Consider the following 16,906-nt stretch of genomic DNA (forward strand, 5'->3'; position numbering starts at 1 on the left):
GGTAGCGGCGGAGGATCGGATCCCCGGCGTTTTCTGGATGGCGGAGCCGGGCAGCATTTGGGCTGCCCGGCCATGCCGGTCAATGGAGCAGGTCTTCGAGTCCGACGCGGATCAAGGCGGCCTTCAGCTCGGCGTTGAAGCCGGGGTCGAGGCGCAGGGGGCCGTAGCCGTGGGTGTCGTGCCACTCGGCCGACTCACGGACGAGCCGGGCGAATTCCTCGTCGGTGTCGGCCACCTGGGTCGTGCAGTCGCCCTCGACATACGAGAAGACGACGCGGCGGGTCGGGTTGCACCAGTTGCCGTAGTAGGACGCGTCCTGCTTCGTGTCCATCTGGGCGAAACCGTTGCCGGAGCTGCAGAGGCCGAAGTCGTAGAGGTAGCGATCAGCGGGGCAGAATTCGCGATGGGTCTGGATGGCCATGGCCGGTCTCCTGTGCATTCGTCCGAGCAGGCGCCGTTCCGCCGCGCTCCCATCGAGGAGACGCGGCGGGCATGGCGGTGTCGCCGATCAGGCGGCGAAGAGGGGGAGCTGGCCGCCCTTGGGCGGCTCGGGAAGCTGGTATTCGATCTCGTCGCGCTTCCGCCAGCCGAGGGATCGGGATGTTTCCTCTGTCACCACGATCTCGGCGGCCGCGACGAGATCCTTGGCGATCGTGCCGGCGGGGAGGGGAAGGGCGGCCGTAATGGCCTCCCTATAAGCCTTGATGCGCTTCCGGTAGGTTCCGGGCATGGCCAGTTCCGTCTCCCAGGCGCGCTCGATGAAGCCGCCCACGACGGAGTAGTCCCATCCGGCGCAGCGCCAGATGCCCTTTTCGTCGCGCAGCAGGACGTTGTCGCCGTCCGGCAGGCGGTAGGCCTGTGGCTGATCGAGGGGGCAGGCCTTCGAGGGCGCGGGCGCATGGCCGAGCTCGGGATGGCGCATCGCCCAGTCGCCGGGCACGCTTCCGCCGTCGATCAGCCGCCAGGCGGTGACTCCGGAGGCGACGATGGCCGCGAGGCGTTCGGCGTCCGCGACGCAATCCATGCGGACGTACTCCCCGGCTTCGAACGCTGCGGCTTCTTCGGCGGAGAGCAGCGGACGAAGGCTGGCGAGCTTCTGGGGGTCGATGCCGCGCCAGTCGTATTCGCCGGTGCTGCGTCGCAGGCTGGTGGAGCCGGCCATGAGGAAGGGTTCGGCCAGCTCCTTGAGCCAGGACTGGATGTAGCCTTCGGGGGTGATGGTGCCGGAGCGGGTCCGGAGCATGCCGCCTTCGCAGGAGCTTCCATAGGCGAAGATCCGCTTCAGCGAGGAAGCCGCGTTGCCGATGTGGGTGCAGCCCCAGTGCGGGGTGTGCGGCGTTACGTTGGATTCGTAGGTCTCCTCGAAGAGGAAGTACACCGGGCCGTTCGAGGAAGGAACGGCGGCCGCGCGGCGGCGGCAGGTGATGGTCGAGCCCATGGGGATCTCCTGGCTGGGCCGGTCGTGTCCGGCTGGCGTTCGGGATAGGCAGGCGTCGCCACCGGCGCGTCCTCCCGCGTAGCAGGAAGATGCGCGGGGCGGGGTGGCGCTCAGTGGAGCGTCCGTATCCGGTAGGCCGGATCGGCCTCGAAGAGGGGCGGGATGCGCCCGGCGGCGCGGTGCAGGCTGGCGATGCGCCGTTCCGCCTCGGCGCGGGCCAGGGCGGGGGTGGCGGCTTCGACGCGTGCGATCTCGGCCCCGCGATCGGTCTCGATGACGCAGATCATGGTAGCCTCCTTAGATCAGGTGAAGGGCAAGGAGCCAGGACGGCGAACCACCGGGGCCGTAGCCGTCATGCTCGACATCCGCGCCGCATGTCGCTTCGCACATGCTGTCTTCCAACCAGCGTTGGAGCGTGGCGCGGGAGGGCAGGGTGCGGATTTCGCGGGCCCACCATGGCTGCCGTTCGGCGGAGCGGCGCTTGGCGGCTTTCCAGTCCTCGATCGTCCAATCCGCCTTCTTGCGGGCGAACAGCTTCCATCCGTTGGAGAAGGGCGTGCGGTAGAGCGTGACGCCGTCCTCGTGGCAGGACATCAGGACGCCCCGCTTCGCATGGAAGTATGTGAGGAAGGCCTCTCCGTGGGCTGATTTCTTGGCCATGATCGTTGCTCCGCGCTTTGGTTGGGCGGGCGGCTCGCGCCGGCGGCGCGTCCTCCCGGAGGATCAGAGGACGCGGGGCCGGTGCGGCATGGCGGGTGCGCCCGCTCAGGCAGCGGAAAGCACGGCGTCGAGCGCCATGGCGGCGTCGAGCTGCTCGTGGGAAGAGGATCCCGGCAGCAGGGCCGCCAGCGCGAGCGTCAGGCGGTTGCGGACGGCCTTCGGATCCTTGCGGAGAGGAGCGGCGCGGGCGAGGATTTCCGCTGCCGCTTCGTCGCGCCCCTTTGATGCGTTCCTTCCCGAGCAGAACCAGTATTCGAGCTCGGACCATCCGGCATAGGCCCGGGCGCCGAGCGGCTTGACGATCTCGCGGATGGCGCCTCCGACGCGCCTGTCCGCATCGAGGAAGGCCTTGCGGATGCGTTCGGCCTGCGGGCGGAAGGCGCCCTTTCCCGTTCGGACAGCGGACATCCCGGAGATCAGACGCTCGAACGCGTCGTCGAGCCCGGGGATCGCTTCGACCGAAGGATTGGCGCGCACCGAGCCGAGCGCGGCGATCCATCCGTCGAAGGAGGGTGTCCATTGGGCTTCCTGCAGCCAGGCGAAGTTGTTCTCGCCGTATCTGTCGATGTCCCAGAGGACGCTGCGGATCGCCATGAGGTCGGCTGCGAGGCGGGCGAGGGCGATGGATTCGTTGCTGGCGGACATGCGGGCCTCCTGTTCGGGAATGGGGTGGCCCGCGCCGGCGGCGCGTCCTCCCGAAGGATCAAGAGGACGCGGGGCCGGTGGGGGAGGCGATTGGCTTCGCCTCCCGCCGGGCCGATCAGTCCTCGAGGACGACGCCGATGGCCTTCGCGTAGATCCCGCAGGCCTTGCCGAGGTCCAGCGTATTCAGCGCCACGGCCTTGGGATACCTGATGCGGAGCTGGGCGAGCCGGATGTCCAGGGGAAGGGGAGCCGCTCCTTCCTTCGTCGAGATCACCATGATCTTCTTCGACCGGGGCGTTTCGAGGAACAGGATCTTGCCTTCGGCGTAGGCCTTCTCGAGCTTGGCGGCGATGTCGGCGCGCGCGACGGTCCTCTTCGGGGCCGCGATCTCGATGCGGATGTCCCTCTCGGTGAATTTCAGGCAGAAGGTCGCTTCCGGGCAGTCCTCGAGACCGGCGAACATCGCCAGCGGCAGGGTCTCGGCGAAGTCGTCGCCGCCGACGAGATCCCGGGCGTTGTCCCACCATTCCGCATCCTTGTCGGGGTCGCAGCCTTCGGCGTAGGCGACCTTGGAGCGACCCTCGACGCCTTCGCCGCCGATCGAGCCGTCGGCCATCTGCCGCGGATTGCCGTTGCTCATGAGGTAGATGCCCTGGTCGTGGACAAGGAACAGGCCGGGGGTCGGCGCGTCGTCGCCCCAGCCCTTGCTGTGGGAGGGGGAGGCCTTGGAATGGGCGACGAGGGGGAGGACGTCGGCGACCTTGAAGATGAGCTTGGCCATGGTCTTGCTCCTTGATGGATGGTGGCTGGGCTGCTGCGCCGGCGGCGCGCTCCCGCAGGAGATGAGCGCGTCGTCGCCGCAGCGGCGTTCTGGGGATCGCCCGGCCCCATCTTCCATCCCATCCGGAAGAGGAAAGGGGAACGGGCCATGAGGTCGATCGATGACATCCGCATCCGCACGAAGCTCATGCTGCAGGCGGTCTTCGCCGCCTTCATCCCGATCGTCGGCGGACTGGTCGGCCTTGCGCTCGTTTGGCACACGGCGACGACGGATCGCCAGGAGGATCTGCGCAGGCTCGCCCAAGCGGGGGCGTCGATCATCGAGGCTTCGGCGGGTGATGGGGCGGACGAGGAGAAGGCGCTTTCCGCCGTCGCTTCGGTCGGCCGGATGCGCTTCGACGATGGCGGGCATGAGGAATACGTCTTCGTGCTCGACCGCTCGGGCGTCATGCGGGCGCATCCGAACGCCTCCCTCGTCGGGAAGGACCTCTCGGACCTGAAGGATCCGGACGGGGTGCGCATCGTCGCTGGTCTCGCGGCGGCGGCCGGCTCGCTGGAAGGCGGCTTCGTGAAGTATCGTTGGGCTCGTGGGGCCGAGGGCGACAAGCCCAAGCTGTCCTACGCGCGGGCCGTTCCCGGAACGCCCTTCATCGTGGCCACGGGATCCTTCGTCGATGACATCGATCGGCAGGCGCTGTGGATCGGCCTGCTCATCGCGGCGCTCACCTTCCCGGCGGTCGCCCTGGCGCTGGGCATGGCCTGGCTGAACGTGCGCGGCATCGTCCGTCCGCTGGATCGGGTGGTCGGCGCTCTTGGCCGCATGGCCGAAGGGAACATCGACGGGATCGAGATCACGGATGCGGGCCGAGGCGACGAGATCGGGGCCATCGCCCGTTCGGTCGAGGCGTGGCGGCGCGGACGCATCGAACGGCGCGCCTCCGATGCGAAGGCGCAGGAGGAGAGCCGTGCCCGCGTGGAGCGGGCCCGCAAGGTCGAGGCCCTGACCGTTGAGTTCGATGGCCAGTCCTCGGCGTCCATGGCCGATGTGCAGGCGTCCATCGTCCAGCTCGAAGGCGCGGCGCAGGGCCTGTCCTCGGCCTCCGAGCGCTCGGCGGCGCAGGCGTCGGTTGCTTCCGAAGCGGCGGCGACGGCCTTGGGGTCGGCCCAGACGGTCGCGGCGGCCGCCGAGGAGCTGACGGCCTCCATCGAGGAGATCGCCCGCCAGGTGGCCCTTTCGGCCTCCGTGGCGGAGACGGCTTCGTCGGAGACGGCGCGCACCGATGGGCTGGTGCGGTCGCTGGCCGCCAGCGCGTCCGAGATCGGCTCCGTCGTGGATCTCATCCGCACCATTTCATCGCAGACCCGCATGCTGGCGCTCAACGCCACGATCGAGGCGGCGCGGGCCGGCGAAGCGGGAAGGGGCTTCGCGGTGGTCGCCGGCGAGGTGAAGCAGCTCGCCGCGGAAACGCAGAGGGCGACTGGAGAGATCGAGCAGCGGGTCGAGAGCATCCGGGGCTTCACGGAGGATGCCGTCGCGGCGCTGGGGGCCATCGGTTCCGTGGTAGGCGAGCTGCACGGCATCTCGGGGACGATCTCCTCGGCCGTGGAGCAGCAGTCGGCGGCCGCCGGCGAGATCGCCCGGGGCGCCGCCTCGGTGGCGGCTGCGGCGTCGGAGGTGTCCTCGTCGTCCGAGGATGTGCTGGATGCGGCGAAGCGCACCGATGCTGAATCCCGGCAGGTGCATTCGGCGGCGGTGTCCCTGCGCTCCCGTTCGGAGATCCTGAAGGCCGGCATCGATCGGCACCTCTCGGACATCGGGGCGCTGGCCATCTCCGATGCCGCATCCTCTGGGGATTTCCTTCCCTGGTCGGATGCGCTGAAGGTCGGCAACGCCATGATCGATCATGACCACGAGCGCCTGGTGGCCATGGTCAATGACCTCTACCGCGCCATGCAGGACGGATCCGGCCCGGCGCGGGCCCGCGAGGTGGTCGACGGCCTGGTGGCCTACACCGTCGAGCATTTCGGGCGCGAGGAGGAGCTGATGCGCACCCTTCCGGGCTACGCCTTCTCCGTCGAGCATCGGGCGGCGCACGCCGAGTTCGTGGCGAAGGTGGGGGATTTCCGCACGCGGCTGGTCTCCGGCTCGGCGACGCTGTCGATGTCGGTCCTCGTCTTCCTCAAGGATTGGTTGGCCGAGCATATCCTCGGAACCGATCGCGAGCTGGCGCGCGTGGCTGCGGGCCGCTGATTCTCGGGCATGGCGGGCGGGCGTCGGAGCGATCCGGCGCCTGCTGCGCTTCAGCCGCCTTGCCTGCCTGCCAGGCGCGCGACGACGCAGGCGGTCTCGAGCGTGGCCACGGCCCGGCGGGCGAGGTCGAGGGCCTGTCCGGGGCTGATCCGGGCGGCGGCGGAGGCCTCGGCGAGAAGCCGCGCGGCGACGGCGGCCGTTTCGGCCTCCATCTCCTTGGGGGTCATTGAGCTTCTACATCCGGATGACGGGGGAGAGGTCATCCCTCAGCGCGAGGAGGATCGGCTGGACTTTGCCGGTTCCCGGCTCGATGCCGTGATGGACGCACAGCTCGTCGAATTCGTTGTCCTCGGCCAGGGCGACGATCCAGAGGACGCCGCCCTCGTCCCGGACTGAGCGCAGGACGGAGCCCGGCATCGAGCCGTGCATGGCGGCGGCGAGATCGGCGTTCTCGAGGGCGATGATGGTGATCGCCCGGTGGTGTCCATCCTCGCTCTGGAAGAGGGGATAGGCGAGCACGCCCGGTCCGGCCGGTTCTCCCGGCGTCGTGATCGCGCAGCGGCCCTCCTCATCGACGGATAGGGTGATGAGGGTGGAGAGCCGCGAGTGGAACGGCTTGTCGGTGATGTGCATCGTCAATCCTTCCGCCCATCGGGGGCGTTCGGTCCTCGCCCCCGCTTGGGCGGATTCCCTTCTTCCTTGCCGGAGGATGCTGCCTCGCGGGCCGGTTGTCCAGGACGGGACGCATCAGGCGCGTGCGGTCGCGACCTCGACGAGGCGTCCGATGAGGCTGGCTCCCTTCGGCTGCTCCCGCATGGCGAGGTGGTCGGCCAGCGGCTCGATGGCCAGCAGCAGGTCCGCGTAGTGATCTGGAACCTCCCTTTCGCCTGCGGCCCAGTAGCGGACGGTCCGCTCGGCGATGCGGAGGCCCCGGGCGAGATCCCGCTGCCATCTGTCCCCGTAGATGGCGCGGGCGACGCGGGAGAGGTCGTCGGGGCGCATGGCGGCCTCCATCACGCGGCGACGCGGCGGCGGTCGGCCCAGGGCGCCGGAGGTCCGTTGTAGGCCCTGACGCAGGAATCGAGGCGAATGGCGTGGTGACCGACCCCTATCTCGTTCGTTCCCGCCCGGACGATGACGGTGCCGGCGGCGCGGCTGTAGGTGGTCTCGTAGGTCCTCCATCCCGGAAGGAGCGGAAGGACATGCTCCGTCATGAAGCCATCCTCGGACATCTCCTCGCGGAGGGCCTCGATGTTGATCTCGATGGTCTCGTAGCGGGCCGAGGCGAGCTCGTAGCGGCGGCGGACCTTGTTGTGGTCGTCCTCGTCGAGGACCAGCGGCCCGGTCATGACCATGAGCCTGGGTTCGCGGTAGGCCTCGAGATGCAGGACGAGGATCTCGTAGGACGTCTTCGAGCTGTGGCGAAGCACCGTGGGGATTCCTTCGAGGAGGTGAAGCAGATCCTTCATGTCGCGTCTCCGGCCGGGGCGGGATGCCCATGATCCTGATGTAGGCACATTGTGCCTATTGTCCACCCCCATCCAGCGATTTTCCGGGCTTTCCGCCGTTTTCCTCCTCTTCCGATTCCGGTGTCGCCCGGCCCCATCTCCTTCCTCGGCGGAATGGTCCGCAGAGGAGGCGGGTGATGGCGGGTGAAACGGAGATCAGGGTGCTTCGGGCGGGGAGCCAGTTCCTTTCCGCCTTGCTTGGCGGGTTCCATCCCGCGCCCCTCCTGCGCTCCTGGGCGCCGGAGGCCATCGACGCCGACGATCGCGCGGCGCAGGTGTCCGCCTCCAATGCGCTTCTCGGCGGCCTGCGCGACGACGCGCATCCGCTCATCATCGAGGACGACGAGCTGGGCAGGCTGCTCCTCTCGCCGGGATCCGAGGAGGAGTTCCTCGATGTCCTGCTGCGGCGGACGGCCTGCGCCATCGTCGAGGATCTGGGCATCGAGGCGGACATGCCCTGCGGCCCCGTCTGGACGGTGCTGCTGACGGGCCTCGCCATCCTCGCGGGGCATCGCGCCGAGACGGAGCAGGCACCCGAGCATGCCTTCGCCTGCGGCTACGATGCGGCCTGCGCGATGTTCCGGCTCCTCGGCACGGATGCGATGGTATGGACCGGCGTCATGGATCAGGCCAAGGACGAGCTGCTCGCGGTTCTTCCCGCCCGCCCCATGCCCCTCGAAGCCTTCCTGGGGAAGGCGCTTCCCATCGCCTTCGCGGCGAGGGCGCGGCTCGTCCTGGACGGAGAGGAAGCCGATTCCGAGGAAGGGCTTGGCGGAGAGCCGGAAGCTCCCATGTGATTTCCATGCGCCGGGGGGCGCGGCAGCGGAGGGGGATGGGATGAAGGTCATCGTCGAGGACATGTCGATCGGGGGCGGGGGATTCCTGCCGGATGGCATCGAGCCGGTGCTTGGAGCCGAGCCGGGGATGTACGCGTTCCGGCTGGAGGCCGCGGCGAAGGCGGCGGCTTCGGGCGACGCGGCGGCGGCGGCCGAGGCGGGTAGGGCGGCTGCGCGGGCGATCGCGCTCCGCGAGCGGGTCGAGGCGGTAATGCTTCCCGCCGTCCTCCGGTTCGAGGGGCCGACGGAGGCGGAGGTCGCTGCCATGGTCGCGTTCTCCTGGGAGGCCGAATGCCGGGGGCTGCTCGTGCTCTACCCGTTCGACGACGACAGGGGGCTCGGCGTCATGTCGCTCCCTGAGAATGTCCTGACCTGGAAGGCGATGCGGGAGCCGCATCCGGTGAGGCGGGCCGAGCTGTGGCTGGAGCGCTGGGATGCCGTCCTGCATCGCGAGAAGGAGGCGGGCGGGCGCAGTTCCGAGCGCGGCCTCGTCGCCGGCCTCGTCGCGGACGATTCCGAGGCCCGCTGGATCCTGCGCTACACGCGTCCGGAATGGCTCATGGAGCTCGATGCCGAGCGGCAGGGGGCGCAGCCGATCCGCTGGCGCAAGGAGATGGAGGCGATGGAGAGGCTTCCCGCCGCCTGAGTCCCGGAAACGGCATCCGGCCACACCTTCTCCTCGTCGCCCGACAGGAGGAGGTTTCCATGGCTGCGCCAACCGATTACCACGAAGCGGTCCGCCAGATCATCGATTGCGTCGGAACGCCGCGCGAGCGCGCCGAGATCGCGGACGGAAAGCCGCTGAAGAGCCTGGGGGATTTCCCCGAGCAGGATGTCATCCGGGCCCTGCGGCGCTTCCACGACTTCTGCCGGGACGAGGGCTACCGCTCGGGCGGCCTGGACGACTTCCGCCCATCCTGGCTGGACTTCAAGGACGGATCCGTGAAGGTGTCCGGCGACGTTCCTCTCCTGAAGCGGCGGCTGGATATCGCCCGCATGCTCGACTGCCATGTCGCCCATGAGGCCGAGCTGAAGCTGGAGACGCCCGGGCTTTCGCCCAAGGAATACGAGAGGCTGGCGTCCCTTCCCGGCGACGCCGGCAGGAACGTCCGCTTCCGCCTCTGCACGGACCCCCGGGTGCCGCCCGACCTCCTCAGCTCCATCGCCTTGGATCATTCGTCGCTCCGCCGCCTGGCGCTGTCGAACCCGGCGATGGGTCCGAAGGGACTGGCCAGGATCGCGGCGCGCCCGCGCATGATGGCGGATCTGGATGTCGCGGCGCTCGTCAAGCGGAGGGTGGCGGCCCTCGATCCGGAAGGACGGAAGGCCTACGAGGCCGAGCATTTCGCCGTGAGCGGCAGGAAGCCGATGGAAGGCATCCAGGTTCCCGGCCTGCGGGAGTCCGGCGTCACGCTGGTCAACGGCGTGCTCTCCATCCGCCGGGAAGCGGCGATGTTTTACGGCCAGCCTGTCCGTCCGAGAACCACGCCGGACAAGGGCATGGGGCGCTGAGCCCAGCGGAGCAGCCCGGTCCATGATTTCGGAGCGCCGTCGGTCATCGCATCGACGGCGCCGAGCTTTTCCTCGGAAATGGAGAGGAGGGAGGGGTCCCGGCGCAGGCCTCCCCGGCGCAGATCGCAGCGATCGGCGTCCCAGCAGGTCCCGATGATCGGGTCTTCCGACGTCCTTCCCATGGTATGCCCGCGGCAGGCGCGGCGGAGAGCATCGAGGCGATCTCCATCCAGGACGATCAGCCCGGCGGCGTTGAGCCGCCCTGCCGCCAGCGCGGCCCGGGGCCCGTGCCCGATGTCGCCGCTCTCCGCTAGGCGCGACGCGTCGTGCAGGAGCCCGAACAGCACCAGCACCACCCCGTCCGCTTCCGGACGCAGCAGATCCCGGATGGCCAGTCCGGCGGCCGCCACCCGCATCCAGTGGTCCTCGCCATGCCACGGCGAGCGGCGGAGCGGCGCTCCCGCCCGTACGGCGGCGAGCAGGGCCCTGAGGGATGGAACCGAGGGGAAGGCCGCGTCGGCCTCTTCAGGCGGTTCCCAGGCCTCCGCAGGGGCGAGGGAATGGTTCCAGCCTGCTTCGGCGGCTTCGTCGAGGGCGAATGCCCGATGCTTCATGGCCTCCTCCTGTCTCCGTGCGATGCTCGCCTGCACGCATCGCGATCGGAGCCTATCTGGGGCGGAAACGGAAACGGCGCCGGATCCTGCGGTGCCGTGCGGCATGGACAGCCATGCCGCTCGGCGGCAATATGCGCGAGGAAATCGGCGGGAGGATGCGGCGTGAATCCAGCGGGAAAATCCGGAACAGGGAAACGGGTCTCCGCTCTTGCGGACATCGAAGCGCTGGATGGCGATGATCTCGCGGCCGTCGCGTCAGGCAGTGCGCGCAAGCGCATCCTCGTCGCTCGGCGCAGCCGACCGCTTCCGGACCGGATCATCGACGCCTTGGCCCTCGACACGGACGTGACCGTTCGCCTGGCCATCGCCGCGCGCGAGCAGCCTTTGACTGAGCGCGCCATCCGCGCGATGGCTGCCGATGCGAAGCAATCGGTTCGCAGTGCCGTCGCCATTCGCAGGCAGGATCTGCCTGATGATGTCCTGTCTTCGCTTGCTGCCGATGACGCAGGTGCGGTTCGCCGTTCGGTCGCATGGCGCCCGATGCCGATGCCGGAATCGATCATGAGCGCCCTGGCGAGCGATGCGGACATCGAGGTGCGAACCGGCATCGCCGGCAGGAAGCTGGAGGTGCCGGACCGAATCCTTCTTGCCCTGTCCTCCGATAGGAGCAGCCATGTCCGCTGTACCGTTGCAGGCAGGGGCTCCGAGGGGTTTCCATTGGCTGAACCCGTCCTTGCCTCGCTCGCCGCGAATGCCGATGCGGATGTTTGCAAGCGCCTGCTGGAATACGAAAGCCTGCCGGAGTCGGCGCTTGCCATCCTTTCAGCCCACGAGCGGGTGGATGTTCGGAAGATGGTCGCCGCCCATGTCATGCTGCCCAAGCACATCATCCGATTGTTGGCGGCGGACACGGAAGATGAGGTGCGCTGGGTCGTCGCCCAGCGAAAGGAGGACCTGGAAATCGACGTCCTCTCGTCTCTGATCTTCAATCAGAGATATATGGAAATCGACGACCACTCGCCTCCGTTCTTCTATTCGACCTATGGCGCGCATTGGGCAATCGATCGAGAGCAGATGCTGCCGGAGCCTCTCATCGAAGCGATTGCGGAGCATCCGCGTCTCCATGAGTCGCTCGCGGCCAGCAAGCAGCCGCTGTCCGAGAGGATCCTGGAGATATTGGCCGCCAGCATCGACGAATGCGCCAGGGCAGCGATCTCACGGAGAGGACGCCTATTGCCGGAGCGCATGATCATCGCTCTGGCCGGCGATGAAGCCCTCGGCGTGAGAGCTGCCCTTGCTCAACAGGAAGATTTGCCGGAACAGGTGTTCCTCGCTTTGGCGACGGACGTGGAGGATTACGTTCGGTATTTCATCGCCACGAACCGCCATGCCCCGTTCAAGGCCATCGCCAGGCTGTTCGCCGCGGAATCGCTCAGGGAACCGCCTTGCGGCGAGAGGCAGGAGGAGCGGGCGGAGACCATCCGCGAATGGCTGGATGCGCGGATCTCGCGGTACAACGCCCAGGAGAGGCTCGATTTCGATCTGCTGGTCGAGGAGACGAAGGCCGAGCTGCAGGCCGCAGCAAAGGCCGGCGCTCGCTCCTCCCAGCGGTCGTAGCGACTGGCAAGGGCGGCCCCCGGAAGGCGGCTTCAGCCCGGGGACCGGGCTTCGAGTTCGGCGATGCGGGCTTCCAGGTCGCGGATGCGCGCTCCCTTGTCGCGGATGACATCCGCCATGCGCCAGACGATCCGGGTTCCACGGGGCTGGTCGGCCAGCGCGAGATCGTCGGCGACCGTCGCGGCCGCGAGGATGACGTCGGAGACGATGGCGGGCGCGGAGTTCTGCCCGCCCTTCCATTTGCGCATCTTGCGGCCTTCGACCCCGAGGCCGTCGGCCAGGCTGGCGGTGGTCATCTCCTGTCCCCGCGCGGTGGCTGCGCCAGGGTAGAGGATGCGGGCTGCGGTGTTGAATTCGTCGTGTTCCATGGTGGTCCTCCCCCTCAGGCTGCGATGTTCCATCCGAGCTTCCTCAACGCGGTGCTGAGGCGGACGGATGGGATGGATGTGAGGTCGCTGCGATCCCTCATCCTCTCGGCGACGAAGAGGAAGGCGGGGATGCCGGCTTCGCCGATGAGCATCTTGGCCGCATGGAGGGCGCGCTTCATCCCGACGACTTCCCGGGCCGTGGCGGAGCTGGCGGAAATGGTCTCCACCACCCATCCAAGCTCCTCCTGCTTCTCCTCGCAGCGCCAGTACCCTCTTTCCAGCCAAGGCTCGGAGACGAGATCCTTCGCCAGGTCCAGCGCCTCGTCGATGTCGCCGCGCCGCAGGGCACGACCGGTCGCGGCTGGAAGGGGGACGCGGAATGCGGTGGCGCGCCGACGGTCGAGCGCGCTCAAGCTGATCTCGCGGCTCGCGATCGGCGCGAGCACATGCGGTTCGAGGGTGCGGAGCCGTGTGGTCGCCATGTCGTCCTCCTGCGGCGTGATTGCCTATTAAGAAGGTAGGGCGATTCGCCCTAGCATCAACCCCTCGCAGGCGCATTCTTCGCTTTTTCCTGAAGCATTTCCGAAGGAATCCCGCCCCCTCGACTTCAGGCCCCTTCTGCTCCAGATCGATCATGACGGGACAGGAGGCGGCCATGGCGATCATCCGGTTGGGCGAATGCGACGGACTCGATGATTGGCGGTGGCGGTTCGATGCGGTGGCCTTCTCCCGCAGGCCGGGTTCGGTCCTCGCCGTGGGGGCCGAGCTGCTTTCGGAAGCGTCCGGCGGGTCCGTGGATCCGGGTTCCCTGCTGCTGCTCGCGGAGGGCGGAGCGAAGGGAAAGCCCCGCACCCTGGTGCTGCGCTGGGGAGGCGGAGCGGACCCCGATCGTCTCGCCGCGATCCGGGAGGCGGTGAAGTCCCTCGGCGGCCGATACAACGGCTGCGCCAAGACCTGGACCATCGACGACGGCGCGGCGGCGGATGCTGTTCTGGCCGCTCTGTCCCCGTGGTTCTCCCACGCCTTCGATCTCCGGTCGGGCATCCTCCATGCGCTCGGCGGCGCGCCAGCGCTTCCCGTGGCCGGACATGGGCTGCTGCCGGAGATGCGGCTCGTCGAGTTCCGGGCCGTGGCCGAGGCCCTGGAGGATGCCGGCGTCGAGCTGCGTTCCGATCGGTTCGAGGCCTATGATCGCATGGAGGACCGGTGCGGCTTCCGTCCCATCGGACCGCGTGCGGACGGATCCGAGCCTTGCGGATTTCCGACGCGTCATGGACTGGTCCTTCTCCGGGCGCACCAGTCCGGCAGCTCGCATCGCGTCCTGGTCTGGAACGTCGCGGAGCGGCGCATCGAGGAGCTGGCTTGGGCGAAGGGAGCGGTCCATCTGCTTGGACGCTTCGGGGAATCGCTGCGGGCCATCCGCGAGCCCGTGATCCTGCCGGGATACGGCCCGGATTGCGGCATCGACTCCCTCCTCCGCCTGGCGGAGGACGCCTTCGAATGGCATACCGGCTTCCGCCTGCGCTTCGAGGATGCGCGCACCTTCCCCGACGAGGGCCCGGCCTTCGTGGAGACGCTGAAGCCTGTCCGCCTGGACGGGGCGGAGATCGAGCGCCTCTGGGCGTCGATGGACGAGGACCGGGCGCACTGCATCATGGAGCTGGTGTTCGGGGCGGTCGCCCGCGAGCTGGACCGGTCGGAGGCCGCATCGGCCGGCATGTCCGATGAGGAATGGCGGCTGGAGGGCCTGCTGCATGGGCTGGCCACCACCGGGGCCGATGCCCTGCTGTCTCCGGCGCTGCGGCGGTGCCTGTTCCCCCAGGAAGGCTCCCTCGCCTGATCGCCGGCATTGATGCCGTGCAGGCGGGCTACCGGATGCCGTCCAGAACGGCACGCAGGGCCATCTCGAACTCCAGCCTCTCGTGGGCGCTGGCTTCCTTCGGCTCCCAGAGGATGCGCAGGATCAAAGGGTCGGGAAGCTCGATCAGGATATCGGAAGGCACTCGGGCCAGATTCTCGACGGGAATGTGATCTCCCAGCGGACGCACGGCGCCTGCATTCAGATCCCTTCCGATCGCTTCGCGCCAGCGGGCGTGGATCCTGCTGGTGCCCTCGCCGAATTCCTCGACCGTAGCGGCGACCATTTTGCCGGCGATCCTGTCCGGCGCGATCACCATGAAGGGCGGGCTGGAGTCTCCGGGGGCTTCCTCGGACATCAGGTCGGCTGCGAAGGAGCTCCATGCGCCGTCGAAGCGATGGGTGTGGTAGCGCAGCACGGCTGCGGCGCCGGGAATGTCCGGAAGGCCGAAGGCCACCGCGTCGTCATCGCCCATGGGCACCAGGGTGGCCAGGCGGCGGGCCGCGGCGAGGAAGCGGATGGATGGCAGGGATGGCATGGAGGCTCCTTTGCGCTCCATGCGACATGGTGCGGATCAGGCGCTCCGTCCTGATTTCGGCGCGGGAATCCCGGCAAGGTCGAAGTCGGACAGTACCTCCAGCTCTTCCCCAGCGGTGAGGTCGGCCCGGGCGAGCCATTCCCTGGCGATGGCGGAGAGGGCTGCGGCCAGTCCATCCCGGATCGGCGGCTCTCCGGTCTCGGCCTTGCGGCTGCCGGCTGCCCGCAGGATGGCGCGGGACGTCTCCATGAGCCGATGCAGATGGCTTTTCTGCCGTTTGGCCTGCTCCTCCTCCAGCCCCTTCGTCGAGGCGGCGTTCGTCCACAGGAAAAGCGCTTCCTTGAGGTCGGCATCGAGGCGCGCGGAGATCGCGTCGCGGAAGGCGGCGCTTCCGGCGCAGGCGATGACGGGCCAGCGTTCCGGCGGAATCATCAGAAGGATCGCGTCGGTTCCCATGGCGCCGTCGTACTGGGGATGGCGCTGCGCGAGGCCGCGGACGGCGAGCTCTGCGGCGGTTGGGAGAAGATCGTCCGGAAGGGATGGCGAACGCAGGATGGCGGCCATCGGCCAGGGAAGCGGCGCTTCGCCTTCCAGGGCGGCTTCCCATTCCGCCAGGTGGGCGGCGATGCTCTTCCGGGAAGCGTCGGCGTCGGATCGGAGGAGCGATGCCCTCTCTTCGAGCGGGCCGTGCCGATAGGACGCGATGGGGCCTTTCCCTGTCCGCAGCAGATCCCGGACCTTCGGAGCCGCATCGCCCATCCTCTCCCATGCCGTCTTGCCGTCCGGGCCATCGGCCGCGTCGGGATCGGCGCCGGCCTCCACGAGGAGGCGGAAGCAATGATAGGCCGGATGGATGGCGATCAGATCCGTTCCGACGGCTTCGAGCTGCTCGGCCGCCCGCGCCAGCGGGGATTCGGCCCGGGGCTCCACGAGGCCCATGCCTTGCGCCTGGCGGCGGCGCGTTGGCAGCCGCTGGATCTCCATTCCTTCCGCGGGATGGACTCCCTGGGCGAGCAGGATCGCCAGGATCTTCGGATCGTCGTAGGCGGCGTACCAGAGAAGGGAGCCGGAAGCGCCATGGATGCGGGGGTCCAGTCCTTCCTGGAGCATGGCCAGCACCGCCGTTCCATGCCCCTCGGTGAGGGCGTGCTCCGGCGCATTGAGGGGATGGCAGGCGCATCCCTTCTCCACGAGACCGGCCTGGGCGCCCCGGCGGACCAGGAGCCGGGCCGAGGCCCAGTCGTCCTTCCGGTTCCTCTGGACGGCGATGTGGAGGGGAGTGAGGGCTTCCTCGTTGAGCGCGTCGATGTCGGCTCCGGCGTCGATCAGCGCTTCGAGGATGCGGATGCCGGCATCGCCGCCGATGGAGGCGGCGGCGTGGATGGGGAGGTCGTCGCCGTACTGGATGCCCCAGGCGTCCGGGGGCACGCCATTCCCCAGGAGCTGCACGACGACATCGGGATCCTTCTTCCTGATCGCGGCATGCAGCGCGGCGGCATGCTTCCTATCCATGCTCATTCCGCTCGTTCTCCAGGACTTCGTCGCCGTAAACGCGACGCTGGACGCCCTCGTTCGTGCCTGCGTCGTAGAGCGCGAAGGGCGGATCGTCGGCGCTTCCGTTGAACCAGCCGGTCCCTTCGAACGTATCGCCCTCGTCGTAGCAGTCGATCTCGAACGCGATCTTCGGCCAGCGGTCCGCCAGCTTTTCGAAGATAGGTATGGGGAAGTACCAAGCCGTGTTGAACCGGAACTCGAATCGCGGGCCAGCCTCAGCAGGATCGGTTTCGCTGTAGTCGTAGGAACTCCACTTGGTTCCCCAGGACTCATTGGTCCATTCCATCCAATTGGCATGTCCTGTCTCAGCGAGAGCCTGCTTCGAGACGATGCCTTTCGCGATGCTCTCCGGACGGGTCCGCTCGACCCACTCGAAGAGCTGCTCGGGTGTGGTGATCCCTGCATTCATGATCCAAGGATATTCGAGATACCGAGCGGCGGCTTCGGCATCCCTCATGACCGTGACGAAACCCAGTTGGGTTTCGGCGGTCGCATCGGTCATCCTGACGACGTCAGGCATCGGGATCACCGTTTCGAAGTCGAGGAACCGCTTTCCTTCCTGGTCCTCCCGGATGTGCGCGTGGAGGAAGGCGGCGATCTGTTCGGGCTCTCCGTGGAGGACGACGCGGGTGGTGACGTGGTTCGGCAAGCGGCTTCCTCCATTGCG

22 protein-coding genes are annotated in these 16,906 nt (G+C 68.3%); 6 read left to right on the plus strand and 16 right to left on the minus strand.

Features of this window, described 5'->3' with window-relative positions; translation table 11 throughout:
- Positions 1–79: 79 nt before the first annotated feature.
- The 6 genes from XM1_RS22295 to XM1_RS22315 all read right to left on the minus strand — a co-directional run bounded on the left by XM1_RS22295 (position 80) and on the right by XM1_RS22315 (position 3,584).
- Complete coding sequence (locus XM1_RS22295; protein WP_156428892.1) at positions 80–439, minus strand: hypothetical protein; 360 nt, start codon at positions 437–439, stop codon at positions 80–82.
- 69 nt (positions 440–508) lie between these two features.
- Complete coding sequence (locus tag XM1_RS22300) at positions 509–1,438, minus strand: hypothetical protein (RefSeq protein ID WP_068438354.1); 930 nt, start codon at positions 1,436–1,438, stop codon at positions 509–511.
- Positions 1,439–1,548: 110 nt separating this feature from the next.
- Complete coding sequence (locus tag XM1_RS24410) at positions 1,549–1,725, minus strand: hypothetical protein (RefSeq protein ID WP_156428893.1); 177 nt, start codon at positions 1,723–1,725, stop codon at positions 1,549–1,551.
- 10 nt (positions 1,726–1,735) lie between these two features.
- Entirely contained in the window at positions 1,736–2,098 is a 363-nt protein-coding gene (locus XM1_RS22305; RefSeq protein ID WP_068438357.1) for a hypothetical protein, read from the minus strand.
- A gap of 105 nt (positions 2,099–2,203) precedes the next feature.
- A complete protein-coding gene (locus tag XM1_RS22310; RefSeq protein ID WP_068438360.1) occupies positions 2,204–2,803 on the minus strand; it encodes a hypothetical protein in 600 nt (199 codons plus the stop codon).
- Positions 2,804–2,918: 115 nt separating this feature from the next.
- Positions 2,919–3,584, minus strand: a complete 666-nt coding sequence (locus XM1_RS22315) for a DUF3085 domain-containing protein (protein ID WP_068438363.1) — start codon at positions 3,582–3,584, stop codon at positions 2,919–2,921.
- A 147-nt stretch (positions 3,585–3,731) separates the two neighbouring features.
- Here XM1_RS22315 and XM1_RS22320 point away from each other — a divergent pair, with 147 nt between their 5' ends.
- A complete protein-coding gene (locus XM1_RS22320) occupies positions 3,732–5,834 on the plus strand; it encodes a bacteriohemerythrin (protein WP_068438366.1) in 2,103 nt (700 codons plus the stop codon).
- Between the two features lie 50 nt (positions 5,835–5,884).
- On the opposite strand, the gene XM1_RS24415 is transcribed toward XM1_RS22320, so the two are convergent.
- The 4 genes from XM1_RS24415 to XM1_RS22335 all read right to left on the minus strand — a co-directional run bounded on the left by XM1_RS24415 (position 5,885) and on the right by XM1_RS22335 (position 7,303).
- Complete coding sequence (locus XM1_RS24415) at positions 5,885–6,061, minus strand: hypothetical protein (RefSeq protein ID WP_156428894.1); 177 nt, start codon at positions 6,059–6,061, stop codon at positions 5,885–5,887.
- Positions 6,062–6,068: 7 nt separating this feature from the next.
- Positions 6,069–6,467: a hypothetical protein gene (locus tag XM1_RS22325; protein ID WP_068438368.1), complete on the minus strand. Its 399-nt coding sequence runs from the start codon at positions 6,465–6,467 to the stop codon at positions 6,069–6,071.
- Positions 6,468–6,581: 114 nt separating this feature from the next.
- The gene (locus XM1_RS22330; protein ID WP_068438371.1) at positions 6,582–6,836 is read right to left on the minus strand and encodes a hypothetical protein; all 255 of its coding nucleotides are present in this window, start codon (positions 6,834–6,836) and stop codon (positions 6,582–6,584) included.
- An 11-nt stretch (positions 6,837–6,847) separates the two neighbouring features.
- Complete coding sequence (locus tag XM1_RS22335) at positions 6,848–7,303, minus strand: hypothetical protein (protein ID WP_068438373.1); 456 nt, start codon at positions 7,301–7,303, stop codon at positions 6,848–6,850.
- 176 nt (positions 7,304–7,479) lie between these two features.
- Between XM1_RS22335 and XM1_RS22340 the strand changes: the two genes are divergently transcribed.
- Genes XM1_RS22340 through XM1_RS22350 form a run of 3 tightly spaced genes read left to right on the plus strand, consistent with a single transcriptional unit; the run spans position 7,480 to position 9,690 of the window.
- Positions 7,480–8,139, plus strand: coding sequence for a hypothetical protein (locus tag XM1_RS22340; RefSeq protein WP_068438376.1), 660 nt, complete (start codon positions 7,480–7,482; stop codon positions 8,137–8,139).
- A gap of 40 nt (positions 8,140–8,179) precedes the next feature.
- Positions 8,180–8,824 carry a hypothetical protein gene (locus XM1_RS22345; protein ID WP_068438378.1) on the plus strand — a complete coding sequence of 215 codons (645 nt, stop codon included), beginning with the start codon at positions 8,180–8,182 and terminating at the stop codon, positions 8,822–8,824.
- A 59-nt stretch (positions 8,825–8,883) separates the two neighbouring features.
- Positions 8,884–9,690 (plus strand): hypothetical protein, encoded by an 807-nt coding sequence (locus tag XM1_RS22350; RefSeq protein WP_068438382.1) that lies wholly within the window; start codon positions 8,884–8,886, stop codon positions 9,688–9,690.
- On the opposite strand, the gene XM1_RS22355 is transcribed toward XM1_RS22350, so the two are convergent.
- Positions 9,636–10,304: a hypothetical protein gene (locus XM1_RS22355; protein ID WP_068438386.1), complete on the minus strand. Its 669-nt coding sequence runs from the start codon at positions 10,302–10,304 to the stop codon at positions 9,636–9,638. The genes XM1_RS22350 and XM1_RS22355 overlap by 55 nt on opposite strands.
- Positions 10,305–10,466: 162 nt before the next feature.
- Here XM1_RS22355 and XM1_RS22360 point away from each other — a divergent pair, with 162 nt between their 5' ends.
- Positions 10,467–11,921: a hypothetical protein gene (locus XM1_RS22360; RefSeq protein ID WP_068438388.1), complete on the plus strand. Its 1,455-nt coding sequence runs from the start codon at positions 10,467–10,469 to the stop codon at positions 11,919–11,921.
- A 32-nt stretch (positions 11,922–11,953) separates the two neighbouring features.
- Here XM1_RS22360 and XM1_RS22365 read toward each other — a convergent pair whose 3' ends face one another.
- Complete coding sequence (locus XM1_RS22365; RefSeq protein WP_068438392.1) at positions 11,954–12,289, minus strand: hypothetical protein; 336 nt, start codon at positions 12,287–12,289, stop codon at positions 11,954–11,956.
- 14 nt (positions 12,290–12,303) lie between these two features.
- Positions 12,304–12,771: a hypothetical protein gene (locus tag XM1_RS22370; protein WP_068438395.1), complete on the minus strand. Its 468-nt coding sequence runs from the start codon at positions 12,769–12,771 to the stop codon at positions 12,304–12,306.
- A gap of 173 nt (positions 12,772–12,944) precedes the next feature.
- Here XM1_RS22370 and XM1_RS22375 point away from each other — a divergent pair, with 173 nt between their 5' ends.
- Positions 12,945–14,129 (plus strand): hypothetical protein, encoded by a 1,185-nt coding sequence (locus XM1_RS22375; protein ID WP_068438399.1) that lies wholly within the window; start codon positions 12,945–12,947, stop codon positions 14,127–14,129.
- Between the two features lie 28 nt (positions 14,130–14,157).
- On the opposite strand, the gene XM1_RS22380 is transcribed toward XM1_RS22375, so the two are convergent.
- The 3 genes from XM1_RS22380 to XM1_RS24620 are packed head-to-tail and all read right to left on the minus strand — an operon-like array spanning position 14,158 to position 16,888.
- Positions 14,158–14,685 (minus strand): hypothetical protein, encoded by a 528-nt coding sequence (locus tag XM1_RS22380; protein ID WP_068438402.1) that lies wholly within the window; start codon positions 14,683–14,685, stop codon positions 14,158–14,160.
- A gap of 36 nt (positions 14,686–14,721) precedes the next feature.
- Positions 14,722–16,203: an ankyrin repeat domain-containing protein gene (locus XM1_RS22385; RefSeq protein ID WP_172821979.1), complete on the minus strand. Its 1,482-nt coding sequence runs from the start codon at positions 16,201–16,203 to the stop codon at positions 14,722–14,724.
- Positions 16,190–16,888 (minus strand): hypothetical protein, encoded by a 699-nt coding sequence (locus XM1_RS24620; RefSeq protein WP_068438411.1) that lies wholly within the window; start codon positions 16,886–16,888, stop codon positions 16,190–16,192. The genes XM1_RS22385 and XM1_RS24620 overlap by 14 nt, the downstream gene beginning before the upstream one ends.
- Between the last annotated feature and the right edge of the window lie 18 nt (positions 16,889–16,906).

The organism is Magnetospirillum sp. XM-1 (genome assembly GCF_001511835.1).
GTDB lineage: Bacteria > Pseudomonadota > Alphaproteobacteria > Rhodospirillales > Magnetospirillaceae > Phaeospirillum.

Excerpts from the sequence above, each read along its gene's own strand:
- XM1_RS22295 (WP_156428892.1), bottom strand. The coding sequence starts at position 439 with ATGCACAGGAGACCGGCCATGGCCATCCAGACCCATCGCGAATTCTGC.
- XM1_RS22300 (WP_068438354.1), bottom strand. The coding sequence starts at position 1,438 with ATGGGCTCGACCATCACCTGCCGCCGCCGCGCGGCCGCCGTTCCTTCC.
- XM1_RS24410 (WP_156428893.1), bottom strand. The coding sequence starts at position 1,725 with ATGATCTGCGTCATCGAGACCGATCGCGGGGCCGAGATCGCACGCGTC.
- XM1_RS22305 (WP_068438357.1), bottom strand. The coding sequence starts at position 2,098 with ATGGCCAAGAAATCAGCCCACGGAGAGGCCTTCCTCACATACTTCCAT.
- XM1_RS22310 (WP_068438360.1), bottom strand. The coding sequence starts at position 2,803 with ATGTCCGCCAGCAACGAATCCATCGCCCTCGCCCGCCTCGCAGCCGAC.
- XM1_RS22315 (WP_068438363.1), bottom strand. The coding sequence starts at position 3,584 with ATGGCCAAGCTCATCTTCAAGGTCGCCGACGTCCTCCCCCTCGTCGCC.
- XM1_RS22320 (WP_068438366.1), top strand. The coding sequence starts at position 3,732 with ATGAGGTCGATCGATGACATCCGCATCCGCACGAAGCTCATGCTGCAG.
- XM1_RS24415 (WP_156428894.1), bottom strand. The coding sequence starts at position 6,061 with ATGACCCCCAAGGAGATGGAGGCCGAAACGGCCGCCGTCGCCGCGCGG.
- XM1_RS22325 (WP_068438368.1), bottom strand. The coding sequence starts at position 6,467 with ATGCACATCACCGACAAGCCGTTCCACTCGCGGCTCTCCACCCTCATC.
- XM1_RS22330 (WP_068438371.1), bottom strand. The coding sequence starts at position 6,836 with ATGCGCCCCGACGACCTCTCCCGCGTCGCCCGCGCCATCTACGGGGAC.
- XM1_RS22335 (WP_068438373.1), bottom strand. The coding sequence starts at position 7,303 with ATGAAGGATCTGCTTCACCTCCTCGAAGGAATCCCCACGGTGCTTCGC.
- XM1_RS22340 (WP_068438376.1), top strand. The coding sequence starts at position 7,480 with ATGGCGGGTGAAACGGAGATCAGGGTGCTTCGGGCGGGGAGCCAGTTC.
- XM1_RS22345 (WP_068438378.1), top strand. The coding sequence starts at position 8,180 with ATGAAGGTCATCGTCGAGGACATGTCGATCGGGGGCGGGGGATTCCTG.
- XM1_RS22350 (WP_068438382.1), top strand. The coding sequence starts at position 8,884 with ATGGCTGCGCCAACCGATTACCACGAAGCGGTCCGCCAGATCATCGAT.
- XM1_RS22355 (WP_068438386.1), bottom strand. The coding sequence starts at position 10,304 with ATGAAGCATCGGGCATTCGCCCTCGACGAAGCCGCCGAAGCAGGCTGG.
- XM1_RS22365 (WP_068438392.1), bottom strand. The coding sequence starts at position 12,289 with ATGGAACACGACGAATTCAACACCGCAGCCCGCATCCTCTACCCTGGC.
- XM1_RS22370 (WP_068438395.1), bottom strand. The coding sequence starts at position 12,771 with ATGGCGACCACACGGCTCCGCACCCTCGAACCGCATGTGCTCGCGCCG.
- XM1_RS22375 (WP_068438399.1), top strand. The coding sequence starts at position 12,945 with ATGGCGATCATCCGGTTGGGCGAATGCGACGGACTCGATGATTGGCGG.
- XM1_RS22380 (WP_068438402.1), bottom strand. The coding sequence starts at position 14,685 with ATGCCATCCCTGCCATCCATCCGCTTCCTCGCCGCGGCCCGCCGCCTG.
- XM1_RS22385 (WP_172821979.1), bottom strand. The coding sequence starts at position 16,203 with ATGAGCATGGATAGGAAGCATGCCGCCGCGCTGCATGCCGCGATCAGG.